This window comes from Pseudoalteromonas sp. FUC4, from assembly GCF_008370255.1.
In the GTDB taxonomy this organism is placed as follows: domain Bacteria; phylum Pseudomonadota; class Gammaproteobacteria; order Enterobacterales; family Alteromonadaceae; genus Pseudoalteromonas.
In genome coordinates this window covers 1,006,453-1,021,646 of record NZ_SEUI01000001.1, presented here as the reverse complement: position 1 = coordinate 1,021,646, position 15,194 = coordinate 1,006,453, and the positions used below count along the sequence as shown (strand labels likewise).

16 protein-coding genes are annotated in these 15,194 nt (G+C 38.5%); 13 read left to right on the top strand and 3 right to left on the bottom strand.

The window, feature by feature from the left end:
* Positions 1 to 167: 167 nt before the first annotated feature.
* Together EU510_RS04580 and EU510_RS04575 are read left to right on the top strand one after the other, a co-directional pair.
* Positions 168 to 890, top strand: a complete 723-nt coding sequence (locus EU510_RS04580; RefSeq protein ID WP_149592453.1) for a hypothetical protein — start codon at positions 168 to 170, stop codon at positions 888 to 890.
* Positions 890 to 1,372: a hypothetical protein gene (locus EU510_RS04575; RefSeq protein WP_149592452.1), complete on the top strand. Its 483-nt coding sequence runs from the start codon at positions 890 to 892 to the stop codon at positions 1,370 to 1,372. The genes EU510_RS04580 and EU510_RS04575 overlap by 1 nt, the downstream gene beginning before the upstream one ends.
* A gap of 85 nt (positions 1,373 to 1,457) precedes the next feature.
* On the opposite strand, the gene EU510_RS04570 is transcribed toward EU510_RS04575, so the two are convergent.
* Entirely contained in the window at positions 1,458 to 2,081 is a 624-nt protein-coding gene (locus EU510_RS04570; RefSeq protein ID WP_010388419.1) for a tyrosine-type recombinase/integrase, read from the bottom strand.
* A gap of 281 nt (positions 2,082 to 2,362) precedes the next feature.
* Here EU510_RS04570 and EU510_RS04565 point away from each other — a divergent pair, with 281 nt between their 5' ends.
* From EU510_RS04565 to EU510_RS04555, 4 genes are all read left to right on the top strand, one after another.
* Positions 2,363 to 2,692: a hypothetical protein gene (locus EU510_RS04565; RefSeq protein WP_149592451.1), complete on the top strand. Its 330-nt coding sequence runs from the start codon at positions 2,363 to 2,365 to the stop codon at positions 2,690 to 2,692.
* Positions 2,693 to 2,968: 276 nt separating this feature from the next.
* A complete protein-coding gene (locus EU510_RS19870; protein ID WP_188085397.1) occupies positions 2,969 to 3,112 on the top strand; it encodes a hypothetical protein in 144 nt (47 codons plus the stop codon).
* 20 nt (positions 3,113 to 3,132) lie between these two features.
* Complete coding sequence (locus EU510_RS04560) at positions 3,133 to 3,429, top strand: hypothetical protein (RefSeq protein ID WP_149592450.1); 297 nt, start codon at positions 3,133 to 3,135, stop codon at positions 3,427 to 3,429.
* A 91-nt stretch (positions 3,430 to 3,520) separates the two neighbouring features.
* Positions 3,521 to 3,733: a hypothetical protein gene (locus EU510_RS04555; protein WP_149592449.1), complete on the top strand. Its 213-nt coding sequence runs from the start codon at positions 3,521 to 3,523 to the stop codon at positions 3,731 to 3,733.
* Between the two features lie 220 nt (positions 3,734 to 3,953).
* Here EU510_RS04555 and EU510_RS04550 read toward each other — a convergent pair whose 3' ends face one another.
* Together EU510_RS04550 and EU510_RS04545 are read right to left on the bottom strand one after the other, a co-directional pair.
* Positions 3,954 to 4,568, bottom strand: coding sequence for a GntR family transcriptional regulator (locus EU510_RS04550; protein ID WP_149592448.1), 615 nt, complete (start codon positions 4,566 to 4,568; stop codon positions 3,954 to 3,956).
* Positions 4,569 to 4,673: 105 nt separating this feature from the next.
* The gene (locus EU510_RS04545; protein ID WP_149592447.1) at positions 4,674 to 7,010 is read right to left on the bottom strand and encodes an agarase; all 2,337 of its coding nucleotides are present in this window, start codon (positions 7,008 to 7,010) and stop codon (positions 4,674 to 4,676) included.
* Positions 7,011 to 7,331: 321 nt separating this feature from the next.
* Between EU510_RS04545 and EU510_RS04540 the strand changes: the two genes are divergently transcribed.
* From EU510_RS04540 to EU510_RS04510, 7 genes are read left to right on the top strand one after another with little or no spacing between them, the layout of a single operon-like run.
* The gene (locus EU510_RS04540; RefSeq protein ID WP_149592446.1) at positions 7,332 to 8,927 is read left to right on the top strand and encodes an MFS transporter; all 1,596 of its coding nucleotides are present in this window, start codon (positions 7,332 to 7,334) and stop codon (positions 8,925 to 8,927) included.
* The gene (locus EU510_RS04535) at positions 8,924 to 9,862 is read left to right on the top strand and encodes a sugar kinase (protein ID WP_149592445.1); all 939 of its coding nucleotides are present in this window, start codon (positions 8,924 to 8,926) and stop codon (positions 9,860 to 9,862) included. The genes EU510_RS04540 and EU510_RS04535 overlap by 4 nt, the downstream gene beginning before the upstream one ends.
* Before the next feature lie 9 nt (positions 9,863 to 9,871).
* Positions 9,872 to 10,960 (top strand): glycoside hydrolase family 117 protein, encoded by a 1,089-nt coding sequence (locus EU510_RS04530; RefSeq protein ID WP_149592444.1) that lies wholly within the window; start codon positions 9,872 to 9,874, stop codon positions 10,958 to 10,960.
* A gap of 11 nt (positions 10,961 to 10,971) precedes the next feature.
* Positions 10,972 to 12,024 (top strand): UDP-glucose--hexose-1-phosphate uridylyltransferase, encoded by a 1,053-nt coding sequence (locus EU510_RS04525; protein ID WP_149592443.1) that lies wholly within the window; start codon positions 10,972 to 10,974, stop codon positions 12,022 to 12,024.
* The gene (galK, locus tag EU510_RS04520) at positions 12,024 to 13,178 is read left to right on the top strand and encodes a galactokinase (RefSeq protein ID WP_149592442.1); all 1,155 of its coding nucleotides are present in this window, start codon (positions 12,024 to 12,026) and stop codon (positions 13,176 to 13,178) included. The genes EU510_RS04525 and galK overlap by 1 nt, the downstream gene beginning before the upstream one ends.
* Positions 13,179 to 13,188: 10 nt before the next feature.
* Positions 13,189 to 14,217 (top strand): UDP-glucose 4-epimerase GalE, encoded by a 1,029-nt coding sequence (galE, locus tag EU510_RS04515; protein WP_149592441.1) that lies wholly within the window; start codon positions 13,189 to 13,191, stop codon positions 14,215 to 14,217.
* Between the two features lie 5 nt (positions 14,218 to 14,222).
* Positions 14,223 to 15,194: an aldose epimerase family protein gene (locus EU510_RS04510; protein ID WP_262501194.1), complete on the top strand. Its 972-nt coding sequence runs from the start codon at positions 14,223 to 14,225 to the stop codon at positions 15,192 to 15,194.

The following is a 15,194-nucleotide window of genomic DNA, read 5'->3' as shown; positions in this document are numbered from 1 at the left end:
TTTTATATCAAATGCATTTAAGGTTTTCCTGACTTGGATTAACTGTTGTCTTGTAAATAATAATTTTGCTCCTGTATAAGGAGCGATATGAGTATCGTGAGATAAGGTTTACTTAGCTACTTTATGTTAATGTAAATAAGGTAATAATTAATTTTAAGGTTGAAGTAATGGAATATAACAATCTATCCAAGCTTATAAAAAAAGTCCTCAAAACAGATCAAAGTGGTAATACATCAATGCCCTCAAGACGCGAAATGACAAGCAAAATTTTTGCGTTTATTATGCTTATTCCTGGAATTATCAGCATTGTGATGACAGTTGCAAGCGAAGGATGGGAAAGTATTTTCTTCGCGACTTCTGCAAGCTTCTTTTTAAGTATATCTATATTGCTTTTTGGTCGAAAGAGCCGTTTAGAGTTTAACGTGACAGAAAAACAGCTTAATTTAAAAACCGCATTATGGGGTTGCTTTCAAAGAAGTAAAGTTGTTACATCGTTTGATACACTATCATTTGAATTGAGTAGTATAGGCGCGCAAGGCCCTTATCAAATTAAGTTTGTTGATCAGTTATATGAATTTAAACAGTATACAGATGCTAAGATGTTCATTTCGTTTTTAAATACAAAATATAATACTACTGCTGTTGAATCCATATCGGATTGGCCAAATAAAACACCGATAAAGTTTGCTCAAAGTGAATTATATAGCTCACCTCAAATTACTCATGGTACTAAAAAAGCTAATTCAAAATCTCATCTGGAAGATGTAGGTTTCAATAGTGAAGATCCTGTTTTCATTGAAATATGGAATCGCAAATCGCTAATAAAACTATCCCTGCCATTTTTTGTTTTTACAGCCATTGCGGGCTTAGTTAAATACGGAGTGCTGTAATGTATTTTAAAGAGCTATCTAGAGAGCTGGCTATTTATCGACAACCAAGGTTAACTAGGTTATTGATAGTTTTGTTGTGTGGTTTCTTTTTATTTATCGGGCTAATTAATGTGTTTAATTCTGATGAAGCAAAATCATTACCGATATGGGTATCTGGGTTTATATGCTGGCTAGGGTGGAGTGGTCTGTTTGGTGGCTATGTATGTCGTTTTGATCTCGCAAAGCAAACCTTGGAATTAAAGTCGAGTAGTTTATATACTATTTTTAAACGTGTGTATAAACTATCAGATATTAAAGGCTTTAAAGCTATACCTAGAAAAGGCTACACACATGACTATAGATTATATGCAGTGTTAACTGATAATACTCATATTGCTTTCGCAAACTACAAAGGACGAGGATTTGCAGTTAAGGAGTGTATAAAAATGGCTGAGTTTGTCAGTAAGCCTTATCAAATCAATATTGATACAGCTTCATTATAATTTTCTTAGAACAAAGTAGCGTGGATTAACATTTTTTTAGAAACCAATCCCAGACGCTTACTTCAGGTCTGGCATTGGTTCAAACTTAAGCATCGATCTGTTCTGATACTTCTAACGCATCATCAACTTCTATTCCCAAGTACCTGACAGTGCTCTCTAGTTTTCTATGGCCAAGTAGAAGCTGACAGGCTCTTAAATTTTTAGTTTTTTTGTAAATTAGTGATGGTTTAGTACGTCTCATAGAATGAGTGCCATATTGAGTCTTATCTAACCCAATTGAGGTGACCCAAGAATCAACTATACGTCCATATTGACGGGTTGAAAGGTGTTCAGAGGAATGAATTCGTGACTTAAACAAGTAATCATAAGAGTTGAGAGTAAATTGCTCTATGAGCGCCACAATTGATTTCCTTGTATTCCCAGTAATTTCAAATTGAACGGGCATACCAGTCTTTTTTTGAACGACTATTGCCCGTGATTGAATTGTTTTACCATGTGCGATGTCGTTAACTTTTAGTGAAACTAAATCACACCCTCTTAGTTTGCTATCTATGGCTAGGTTAAATAGTGCTAGATCTCTTATTTTATGAAAAAGTTCTAGTCGTATTCGGATAGCCCATATTTGCTGCAATTTCAGAGGTAACTTTTGTCCTACAAGCTTATTTTTATTCCAAGGCTCTTTAGGCTGATATATTGTTAACTGGTGCATTAGTTGTACTCCGGTGTTTATGGAGTTTTAAGCTTAGCCCGCTACAAAAGAATTCGGGTATGAGCGAAAACCAGCCATTGAGATTGACTAAATATAATAGTTAATTGAGCCGTCAAACGGCTCTTTGCGCATATATCCATGAAAATGAGCGCTGCGCGAATATTGGTTCGATTAACTCTATCTAAAAAATTTAGAAAACTTTGTGATAGTAATGCCTTAGGTAATTTGTTAAAACTATATAAAGTAGATGAAAGAGCGTTTAGTCGGCAGAAGTATGTGCGATGAATGCACTATTAAATTGTAAGGAGTTAAGGAGGACTCATGCTGTTAGGTTTTTTTTACTGGTAGTGCTGCTTTCATTAATTTTGTTTACAATTGCTCTAGGTACTTCGTCTGATATACCTTTTTTGCAAATAGCTCAGTCTACAGGTTCTATTGCCATAGCAATTAGTGCTTTAGTTGCCCTAAATGTGTATTTGACCACAATTAAAAGGCATAGAGCAGAAGTTAAAAATAATGCTTCTAAGGAGCACCTGAACGAAGCGATTAATTTAATTGAAAGAGCTTATGAGGTATTCACCGATAAAGGGMAAAACATTTCCCCGCCATGAAATGATTGGTTACTGTGGTTTGCAACTGCGCGAATTATTGTTCGCTATTACAATGTTAAGAATAAAATCACTGAAAATAGTCATCTAAATATTGTTCAAGAAAACGAAGAGTACTGGCGAATTCAGTTTTATGAATTATTAGAAAATAATAATGAATCATTTACCGTTGAATATTTTCAGCCAAGTGGTGATAAATATCATCACACAACTATCAGCCGTAAAACAAGCCCTGTAATCTTCAATTTTTCTAGGTGGCATGATGATACTCAAGATGTATTGAAGAAAATTGATGAAGTAGAGTTGTTAGCAAATGGCGCTGTTTCTTTATCTTTTCTTGGCGTAAAAGACTTTATTGAGCAATATGAAGAGTTTAATGAAGAAGTAGAAACTAGAAAGCGTGAACTTTCAAAAAATTCCTAACAAACTGCTAACAGAGCGTTATGTTTAATCAAGAGTTGGATGTACAAATGGGACTATGTGATTTCCTTCTAAAATTTTTTGGCGATATGACTAATTCAGGAATGGTTATTGAGACCATTGGAATATTTTTTGTCGCAAAATACGGAATACCCAGAAATAATGACGCAAGCCTAAATCATACGGTTGTTGTTAATAAAACGGGGGCTGAGTTAAATTTAGCAATAAAAATACTTAAATCTTTTCAGCGCAGAGAGCGACTTGGTTTTATATTAATGGGGCTTGGCATCCTATTAATGTTAATCGATAGAAATATGTAAATTAAAAATATCAAGTCGCTAAAGTAAGAGAAATAACAGTTGGCTTTTTCTCATTTTAGCTAATAATTTTGCCGTATTTAAAGGACTTCAAATGAAACTACAAACATTAGCTATATTTATTATTGGCATAATATCAATTTCAGTATCTATTTATCTTGGTTTTACATATGAGAAATCCACTTTTATGAAATCATGTAAAATAGAAATGGCTAAACAATTTGCTAATAGTAAACTTAAAGCTAACAAACAAGATGTTGAGTGGACATGTGAAACTATGTATACAAATAACGGGAAACTTAACTAAAACACCATGCAAGTCATTTAAAAGGATTAAAAACAGTTGTTTTTTGATCCTTCGTTGCCTATTTAATTGGCTATTTACAAGGCGTGACGAATGTCTGCTGTTGGCACAAAGCTGTCTGACTTCAGATCAAGTCTGAGCTAGTACACATTATGTGTATTAGCTGGTTTAAAACTAAAAAGCCGCTTTGCAGCGGCTTTGATTCAGCATAAAATTTATTTCATTATTTGATATTGTGTTTAATAGCTTTGATTGCGGTGGCGCTGTCTTGCGCTTTTAAGGCTTCAAGAATTGCGCGATGCTCGTTAACGCATTCAGAGCTTGAGGTAATACGCTTGTAGTTTAAACGCATACGCATAACGTAAGGGTACCAAATATTAACCAGCTCTTCGCCACCAGCTTGGTAAATTAAGTATTGGTGGAACGATATATCGATTTTTGTGACTTCGGTGTAATCTTCACGTTCAAGGGCGTCTTGTAACGAAGCTAATATATCTTCTAAGTCTGCGATATTCTGCTCAGTTAAGTTGCCGTTTAGCTCTGTAACCGCATATTCTTCGATACTTCTACGTAGTTTGATCATTAACTTTTGCAGTTTAGGATCAAGTACGCTGTTTACTGATGCACCACAGTTATTTCGTGAAATTAATAAACCTTCTTTGGTCAATTGCAGTATTACATCACGAATAGGGCCACGTGAAAGGCCAAAGCGTTCTGCTAATTCTTTTTCATTTAATTTAGTTTGCGGGGGCATCTCACCAGAAATAATATCGGAACGTAGCTGTTCAGCTATTTGATCTTTTACAGATAAAATTTTTGTTGGTTTAGTTGCGGCCATATTTTTTCCTACGTTTATTTTATGCTTTGTTTTTCTTTACTTAGTGTATATAAAAAAAAGCGAATGGTCTATTGTCAACACATTACAATAGACCACTATTTAAGCTTATTTTTTAAATCGGCGCTCGTACATTTCATTATTCACAGTTTTTGCTGCTTCAACCATTTCAGTATAAGGGCGATCTGTGACTGTAATGAAACCAACATTATAGTTCTCTCCATCATAAGCACGCCCAGTAATAGGCGAGTCTATGTATTGGAACCAATGAGCGCCTATAAAGTATGGGTTATCAAAGACTGAACGCATATAGTCAGTGTACATTTTTGCGCGGTCTTGTTGATTTGATGCATGTATAAGCCCTGGATGGAATAGGCCAGAATCTAATGCACCAACATGGAATTCACCAATAATAGTCGGCTTATCAAATTCACTTAAAAATTCCCACTTTTTAGGCTTGATACCTTCTTTGTATGCATTAAAACTGATCACGTCAACATGCTTTGCTGATGCTCTAACGACTTCAATTGGCATACCCCAATCAGGAAAGCGTGCGCCTAAATACAAGTGATTAGGTAAATGTTTATCCATTGCCGCATCAACTACTCTAAAGTATTTGTCAGCGTAGGCGGTTAACATGATTGAAAAGTCAGCAAGTTGATCGTTGTTTTTAACATCTACTTTTACGCCTTTATCAAACTCCGCCCATGAGGCTAAATTTAAATGCCAGACTTTATTGAGTTTGCTTATGTCTGTGTATTTTCTCTTCATTAAACGCGAGAACTCTGCTTTTGTCGGCACTGTAGCAGCATCTCTACCCAGTGTATTGATCACAATCCCGTAATGGCTCAGTACAGAGTCAGGGCGGCCAAAGCTTTTTTCGTTATCAATAAATACGCCCACTGCCCAAGGGGAGTTTTTAACCTCTTTTGCGACGTTCTCGACTGTTATGTTAGCACGCACTGCAAAATGGGGGTCGAATACATCAGGCATAGCTCCCCAAAAGTCATTACCACTTGAAACTGTTTTAAAGTCACCGATGATCCAGCCATTGGCAAAGTAGGGCACTTGCTGATTATCGTAGTAACTTGGATCTGTCCAGTTACCTAGTGAGGTAAAGCCCCATGTGATCATGCGTTTTAATGTTACTTCACGCCATTTTTGCATATAGTCGCTATTGTTTTGACCATATTTTCGTTCTAGGTTGGCAGAGTAAAAGCTGTAAGTTTCGCCATGAGCGAGTGGACCAGAGTGAGCACTTTTACGATAGCCATAGTGCTTACCCATTGGCTCATCATAACTTGGTAACCATTCAAACAGATCTTTACGAACTTGTGATGCGACAAAGCGACTTGGTAGTGCTTCTTTATTAACTCGGTTCAAGCCTTTTGAATCTTCAGGTGTTAAGCCTGATTCATTGGCACTTTTAAATAGAGATTGGTCAAAATCATAGCCCGTCAATGTGGTTGAGTTGGCAAGACGAATAATATCTAAACCGGTTGCTAAATAAAGGTAACCATCTGGGTCGACTAACGACCATTTACCATTGTGTTTTGCTGTTCTAAAGTAGCCCGTGCCTTCTAGCTTTGGACCTTGTGCCCAACCGCCAAAGCGTGAGCGTTCTGCTGGGCGCTGTGATAGCAGCTGTTGTGCTTCTTGTTTTTTATCTTCGATTAACTCAGCTTCAGAGTCTACTTTGTAGGCAAAGTCTTGTTTTGCATTCTGACCGAACTTATCAACAATGTGGGTTAAAAATTCAGTATCGAATTCAGGGTTAGTACGTAAATCAATTGATTTTATTTGTAGTGCTTTATCATACAGCGCGCTTTGTACACTTAATGAAATTTTGGTGATGCCTTTTAGATTTAAGTTCTTTTTACCCCACATAGAGATAAACTGAGTTTCGTCTGACTGCCAGGTCGCAGGGTTTGAACGTAAGCCTGAGGTAAAGTTAAGCTCTACACTCTCATCACCTTCAGGTGTAGCTAAATCATGGCCATCTAGCTTTGCATAATATGTATGAAAGTCACCAATAGGCACATTGACTGTACGGGTGTAATTGGCACCGTCAATATCAGAGATATCTAAGTATACTTGTACGGAATGCTGGCCAGGGTTTGCAAGCTCGAAGGCAATATTAAAATCTTTGAACTGGCTCCAGTCCCATGGCGTATCGGGAGTAAAGCTGACACCTGAATAAAGATTTTGCTCTGAATTAAACGCAATATTTAAAATATTATCGTTATTATTGACCTCAGCACCGCTGGTTTTTATTTTAACTGCCGTGTCAGCCGTATGCTGTGCATCATCTAATAGCTGCAGAACGGTTCTACTTGTGGTTTTTGTTTCGGCTGCCACGGGCTCTGACACGCTGTTAGTCTGCTGATTACATCCTGTGAGAGCGAGTAGGAGTGCGGTTACAGCTAGATTTTTTTTATGTTTCATTGTTGTCCAACCTTATTTAACTATTTAACACACCATACACGAAAAATAACAAATTGAAAATTGTTAACAAAGTGCAATTTGTTTTATTGCCATCTTTAAAAGGTAACCAATTGATTTTAATTAATTTAAAAGATTGCGGTAAATACAAGTACAAAGCTGATTTGCTCGTTTTTTAAAAATATATGTTGCATACGAGTTAATTATGAAATAATCTCAAATCACTTGCTCATGGTTAATTGTTAACAATTTTAAGGGTTGCATTCTCTGATTGTTATTTCTCAATTAATACACAATGATAACAACAAAATTGGATAAAGATGTATGAATGGTAGCAACCGTAATGTGTTCTTTTTCGCTCTGGTAGTCGCCTTTGGCGGTTTTATTTTTGGCTTAGATGCTGCTTTGATCTCAGGAACGGTTCGTTTTGTCTCTGCTGAGTTTAATTTAACTGATATACAAATAGGCACGGTGGTCAGTGCGCCTGGTTTTGGAGTGTTATTTGCTCTGTTGATTACAGGTTATATATGCAATGTATTTGGTCGTAAAAATACGTTAATAGGTATTGCATTCATTTATATATTTTCTGCTATTTCTTCTGTATTAGCGCCAAGTTACGAAGCGTTAGTAATTGCACGTTTTATTGGCGGTTTAGCGTTTACATCGTTATCAGTAGCCGCGATGTATATTGGTGAAGTAGCCCCAGCTAAGTATCGTGGCAAGCTGGTTTCTATGATCCAAATAAATATTGTCGTGGGTTTATCTGCGGCCTATTTTGCAAACTATTTATTAGTTGAGTTATCACAAAGCAATTATGAATGGGTCAGTAGTTACGCTATGCAAGATAATTTATGGCGTTGGATGCTTGGTGTTGAAGTTATTCCTGCACTTATTTGGTTTTTATTGTTATTTACTATTCCACAAAGCCCGCGTTGGTTAGTTATGAAAGGCAATGAGACACGTGCTAAAGCTGTGTTATTACGCTTAACGAAAAGTAGCACTCTGGCCGATGAGCAACTACAAACAATAAAATCAAGCTTAACTGACTATTCAGATAGCAGCAGTTATTTAGCATCTTTTAAACAGCTACTTGATAGTCGTGTTCGTGCTGCGGTGATAATTGCGTTAACCATTGCATTGGTTCAACAAGTAACAGGTATTAACGCCATAATGTTTTATGCACCAACAGTATTTGAACAACTGGGTGTGGGTACTGATGCGGCGTTTTTAAATGCAGTTTTAATTGGTTTAGTCAGTATTGTTTTTACAGCTGTGGCGATTTTATTAATAGATAAATTGGGTCGTAGACCGCTAGTTATTGGCGGCTTAGCAACAGCGACTCTGAGTTTATTCATGTGTTATATCGGCTTTAGCCAAGCTGAGTACAGTTTATCAGCAGCGCATATTGCAGAATTTTCAAGTTTAAATACAGTGACTGGCCTAGAGCAACTAATTGGTCAGGTGTACCACAGTGATGTTGAGTTTAAACGTGCATTAGCCACTGTATTCTCTGCAGCACAGTTACAAGGTTTTGAAAGCGACTTGATTCAACGAGCGGCTACAATTAATGCTCCTCTTATTTCGTTTGGTATTGCAGGCTTTATAGCAGCATTCCACTTTTCAATAGGTCCGATAATGTGGGTTATTTTTTCTGAAATATTCCCAACCCGTATCCGTGGCGTTGCAATCCCGACGTTTGCCTTTATTGCAAGTTTTGTAAGTTATTTAGTTCAGCAGTTTTTCCCTTGGCAGTTAAATAACTTTGGTGCAGCGAATATCTTTTTGTTTTATAGCATTAGTGGTGTGGTTGGTTTTGTTTTGCTTTATAAAATTATGCCTGAGACAAAAAACAAATCGATAGAAGAAATTGAAGAGCAGTTAGCCGGTGTATCAGCAAAAAAAGCATTGGAGGGCGCGTGAGTACCTTATTAGCCATTGGCGAATGCATGGTGGAACTTGTGCCTAAAGGGGTGAGTGAATGTCAGCAGTCTTTTGCCGGAGATACTTACAACGCATTAGTGTATGCCAAACGTTTTGCAGGGCAATTAAATTGCGAGCTTTTCAGCGCTGTTGGTGAAGATGTTCTAAGTATAAATATGCTTAAAAAGTGGCAGCAAGAAGGTATCAGTAGCAAACAGGTGATCCAAACGGCCGACCATAATGTGGGTATCTATGCTATCTCAACAGATCAGCATGGAGAGCGTAGCTTTGACTATTGGCGTAATCAGTCTGCTGCGAAACACATGATGGAATTATATGAAAAACAACCGTTTGATCTTGGTTTAGGAAAAAGCGACTGGATATTTTTTAGTGGCATCAGTTTAGCCATTCTTGATGATGCGTCAAAACGTGTATTGCTGGATTTATTAGCCAGTTTAAAACAACAAGGCTGCACCATTGCGTTTGATCCTAATTACCGTGCCCGTATGTGGCAATCAAAAGCGCATGCAATTGACTGGTTAGAGCGCGCATATCAAATTAGTGATCTAGTGTTGCCAGGGTTTGATGACCACTACACCTTATTTGGCCACGATAATATTGACGAAATAGTCCAGTATTGCCAACAATTTTCTATCAATGAAGTGGTGATAAAAGCAGGCAGTAAAGGCATGCAGGTATTTTGCCAAAATAACTTAACAGCACAGTGCTCATTTAATCCAGCACCACAACAAGTGGATAGCACGGCGGCAGGCGACTCTTTTGCTGGCACTTACTTAGCAGCGAGGATGACTCACCACGAACCACAATCCGCATTAGATATAGCTGATAAAGTTGCCTCCCAGGTTGTGCAACATCAAGGCGCCATTTTACCTTTTGACGTTTACCAAGCGCTTAATTTAAGCAGTGCAAAGTAAGGAATAGATATGTCTGATAATCAACAAAAATTAAGTTTAGCAAGCCTGCGAGCAATTGAGAGAGGCTATGATCAAAAAGGCCCACAATGGTTAACCGAGTTTGATGTAACGCCATTAAAAGGTGACTTTGCATATCAAGAAGGCATTATTCGTCGTGATCCATCATCAGTTTTGTACATTGATGGTGTTTATCATTGTTGGTATACCAAAGGCGAAGGTGAAACCGTAGGTTTTAATGCTAATGACCCAGAAGCAAAGGTATTTCCTTGGGATTTGACCGAAGTGTGGCATGCCACTTCAAAAGATAGTATTACGTGGCAAGAGCAAGGCGTGGCGATTTCGCGTGGTGAAGCCGGTCAATACGATGATCGAGCTGTTTTTACGCCTGAGGTCTTTGCTCATTTAGGTAAGTATTATTTGGTTTATCAAACAGTCGAGACACCTTATACCAACCGTCAATATGAACATATTGCCATTGCACAGTCAGATTCACCTTATGGGCCATGGCACAAATCGCCAGCGCCTATTATTAGCCCAAGCAAAGACGGTGTATGGTCTGGAGATGAAGACAACCGGTTTGCCGTTAGTAAAAAAGGTAGTTTTGATAGTCATAAAGTACACGACCCCTGTTTAGTTTTTTTCCAAAATAAATTTTACCTGTATTACAAGGGTGAAACGCAAGGTGAGGGCATGAACTTTGGGGGCCGTGAAATTAAGCATGGCGTTGCTATCGCTGACAATGTGTTAGGGCCCTATGTTAAATCTGAATACAATCCTATCTCTAACAGTGGTCATGAGGTTGTCGTGTGGAATTTTAGAGAGGGAATTGCCAGCCTACTGACAACCGACGGTCCTGAAAAAAATACCATTCAATTTGCTAAAGACGGTATTAATTTTGAAATTATGGCACACGTTAAAGGCGGTCCAGAGGCCATAGGTTTATATCGACCAGTAAAAGGCTTTGATGAAAACCCAGCACCGGGGATCAGTTGGGGACTTTGCCATAAATACGATGCCAGTTGGAATTGGAATTATATTTGCCGCTTCACACCACGTAAACAAGTGCTTGATGCTGGCACATTTCAAAATAGTAATTAAGGTTTGCAGTAATGAATAATCAAAATAGCCAATTTGACCCAACTGAACATCCACATCGGCGTTTTAATCCTTTATTAGGGGAGTCAGTATTAGTCTCACCACACCGAGCTAAGCGTCCTTGGCAAGGCCAAGAAGAAAGTGTTGATCATGAAATCAAACCAGCTTATGACGAAAATTGCTTTTTATGTAAAGGTAACACGCGCATAAACGGTGAAGTAAACCCTGATTATGAAGGAACGTTTGTTTTTACAAATGATTTTGCAGCACTACGTGAAGATGTGCCTGATGTCGCGTTTGATGATCCTTTATTTAGTATGCAAACTGAGCGTGGAACAGCACGGGTAATTTGTTTTTCGCCCGATCATTCAAAAACCTTACCTGAGCTTTCGATTAGTGAAATAACCAATGTAGTAGATACTTGGCAACAGCAATGTGCAGAGCTTTCGCAAACTTACCGTTGGGTACAAGTATTTGAAAACAAAGGTGCTGTGATGGGCTGTTCTAACCCGCATCCACATGGTCAAATTTGGGCTCAACATCAGTTACCTAGTTTAGTTGAGCGTAAGCACGTTAATTTACAAAAATACACTCAACAGCATGGATCAAACTTATTGCTTGATTATGCCAAACGAGAAGTTGAATTAGATGAGCGGGTTGTATGTGTTAATGACGATTGGTTAGTGGTTGTTCCTTATTGGGCAGCATGGCCATTTGAAACACTCCTATTACCTCGCTTTTCCATCACTAGAATGACTGACTTAACAGCATCACAGCAAGCTAGTTTGGCTGAGGTGATCAAACAAATAACGGTCAAATATGACAACCTATTTCAATGTTCATTCGCTTATTCAATGGGTTGGCATGGCGCGCCATACGATGATCAAGATGATTCATTTTGGCAATTACATGGCCAGTTTTTTCCGCCATTGTTGCGCTCTGCAACCGTTAAAAAGTTTATGGTGGGGTATGAAATGATGGCCGAAGCTCAGCGTGATATAACGCCAGAACAAGCAGCCACAATTTTAAAACAGCAATCACTGATGCATTATAAAGAGGTGAAGTAATGAACACTGAAAGCAATGCCCGCAACGCATTTTTATCTCACTACGGACGTGATGCTGATTTTGTTGTAAAAGCACCGGGTCGAGTAAATTTAATTGGTGAACACACTGACTATAACGATGGCTTTGTACTACCTTGTGCAATTAAGTACGCCACTTATATTGCCGTTGCGCCGCGTACTGACTCAACTGTAAATGTATTAGCCCTTGATTGTAATGATGAAATTGACAGCTTCGAGCTTGGCCAAGTACTCGCTCATCATCCAAGCCAGAGCTGGAGCAATTATGTCCGCGGGGTGGTTGATGAATTACAGAAACGCGGTCATCAATTAACTGGCTGTGATATTTGTATTACCGGTAATGTGCCACAAGGGGCTGGGCTTAGTTCATCTGCTGCACTGGAAGTGGGGATTGCTTTCGCATTTAATCATTTATGTGATTTATTTATTAAACGTAAAGAAATAGCCGTAATTGGCCAAGCAGCTGAGAACAATTTTGTAGGTTGTAACTGCGGTATTATGGATCAACTAATTTCGGCTTGCGGTCAACAAGGTCAAGCTTTAGGAATTGATTGCCAGTCTTTAGATTTAATTGAAGTGAGCATTAATGAAGGTATGACCATCATGATGATCAATTCAAATGTAAAACGTGGTTTAGTTGATAGCGAATACAACTTACGCCGCGAACAATGTTATGCCGGTGCAGAAGCATTTTCAAAGCCAAGCTTACGTCATGTCTCAATTGAAGAATATGAAGCTAATAAAGCACAATTAGATGAGCAAGTTGCAAAGCGCGTTGAACACATAGTGTATGAAAACGCGCGAACCCTATCGGCAATGCAAGCCTTTACAAATAACGATATTGCAACGTTAAGTAGACTGATGACACAAAGCCATCAGTCTATGCGCGATTTATTTGAAATTACCACCGCAGAAATAGATACCCTTGTGTCAATAATTGCCAGTGTATTAGGTGACAAAGGTGGAGTACGTATGACAGGTGGCGGCTTTGGCGGCTGTGTGGTGGCGTTTGTACCAAATTGTATGGTCGAAGAGGTTAGTGCTGCAATAGAAGCTAATTATCAGCAACAAACCGGTATTAAAGAAACTATTTACACAAGCGTACCTTCAGCTGGTGTATCACTTATAAGAGCGTAAGGACAACCTCATGAAAAAAGTACTGGTAACAGGTGGTGCAGGCTATATAGGAAGCCATACTGTTTTAAGCTTATTAAATGATGGTTTTGACGTAGTAGTAATAGACGATTTAAGTAACGCGAGCCGTGAATCGCTAACTCGCGTAGAAGCGTTATCAAAGCGAAAAGTTGAATTTATTCACGCCAGTTTACTTGATAACGCTAAGTTGTCTGCCACGTTTAGCGAGCACGGGTTTGACTCTGTTATTCACTTTGCAGGTTTAAAAGCAGTAGGCGAATCCATAGGAAAACCACTTGAGTATTACTATACAAATCTGGTGTCTACCTTAAATTTATGTCAATGCATGCTTAAATATAACGTTAATAAACTTGTGTTTAGCTCATCAGCTACAGTTTATGGACAAGGGGCATCAGTTCCTTATACCGAAAGCTTGCCTTTAGGGCGTGCAGCAAGCCCGTATGGGCAAACAAAAGTAATGATTGAGCAAATACTACAGGAAATTGTAGCTTCAAATACTGGCTTACAAGTAGCAAGCTTACGCTACTTTAACCCTATTGGTGCAGATGTTAGCGGCCAAATAGGAGAAGACCCATTGGGTATTCCTAACAATTTAATGCCCTTTATTGCTCAAGTTGCTGTAGGTAAACGTGAAAAGTTAGCTATTTTTGGAGGTGATTATCCCACTAAAGATGGTACGTGTGAGCGCGACTATATACATGTGACTGATTTAGCCAATGGCCATATTAGAGCCCTAAAATGGCTTGGCGAACAACATAACGGCTTATATGAAGCATTTAACTTAGGCACTGGTACTCCTTATTCCGTACTTGGCATAGTAAAAGCATTTATTGAGCATACCGGAATTGATATTAATTTTGAGATTGTAAAACGCCGGGAGGGGGATTTAGCAGCTTTTTGGGCTGATTCATCTAAAGCCGAGTCTGTTTTAGGCTGGCAATGTAAATATACCCTCACAGAGATGATGAAAGACACATGGCGCTGGCAAAGTAAAAACCCCCAAGGTTTCTTAAGCGAGTAACAGTGATGCAGACAATTTCGCTCAAGCAGCCCAATGGCCTAAAAGTAACATTAAGTAGCTATGGCGCCACCATTCGAACAATTGAAGCGCCTAATGGTGACCACCTTGCTTTGTGTTATGACAATGAAGCCGATTGGCTAAGTAATAGGGCCTATTTAGGTTCAACAGTAGGCCGTGTAGCTAATCGCATTGCTGATAGTAAATATCTCGGTGAACAACGTGTTGTCAATCTTGTGTCTAACGAGGGAGCTAACCAATTACACGGAGGTAAAAAGGGCTTAAGTCATGTCAACTGGCAAGTTCTTGAACACGATTATATCAATAACAAGGTGGTTTTTCGCTATGTGAGTCCTGACAACGAGCAAGGCTATCCTGGTCAGGTTGAATTTATTGTGAGCTATCAGCTTATTAATAACCAGTTGGTGATAACAATGCACGGTGACCCGAGTGAAGTCACGCCAATCAGTTTAACTAATCATATCTATTGGAATTTAGCACTGAGTAATCATCATGACATTACTGAGCATTTCGTGAAATTACCCGCTAGATTACGGCTCTTAAAAAATGATCAAAATATTGCAAGTGGGGAGTTTGCTAATGTTTACGATAGCCATTATGACTTTGCAGAATTTACCAAACTAGGCTCAGTCTTAACAGATAATGGCTTTGACGATTATTACTTATTAGACCCTCAAGGGACTCAGCAATTACAACTTCATGGTTCTATTGCTGATAAAAAAACTGGCTATCAAGTTGATATATACTCAACTGCACCTGGTTGTCAGTTCTATACAGGGTTTTACCTTGACCCACAATTCAAACATCTTGATGGTCAACAATTTGGGCCTTATATGGGGTTGTGTATAGAGCCACATGAGTTACCCAATGCGGTAAACCACTCCCACTTTTTAAGTACGTTTTATAGCCCCGAGAAACCTTATTACCAGCAAATAAAATACAAAATTCAACTTAGATAA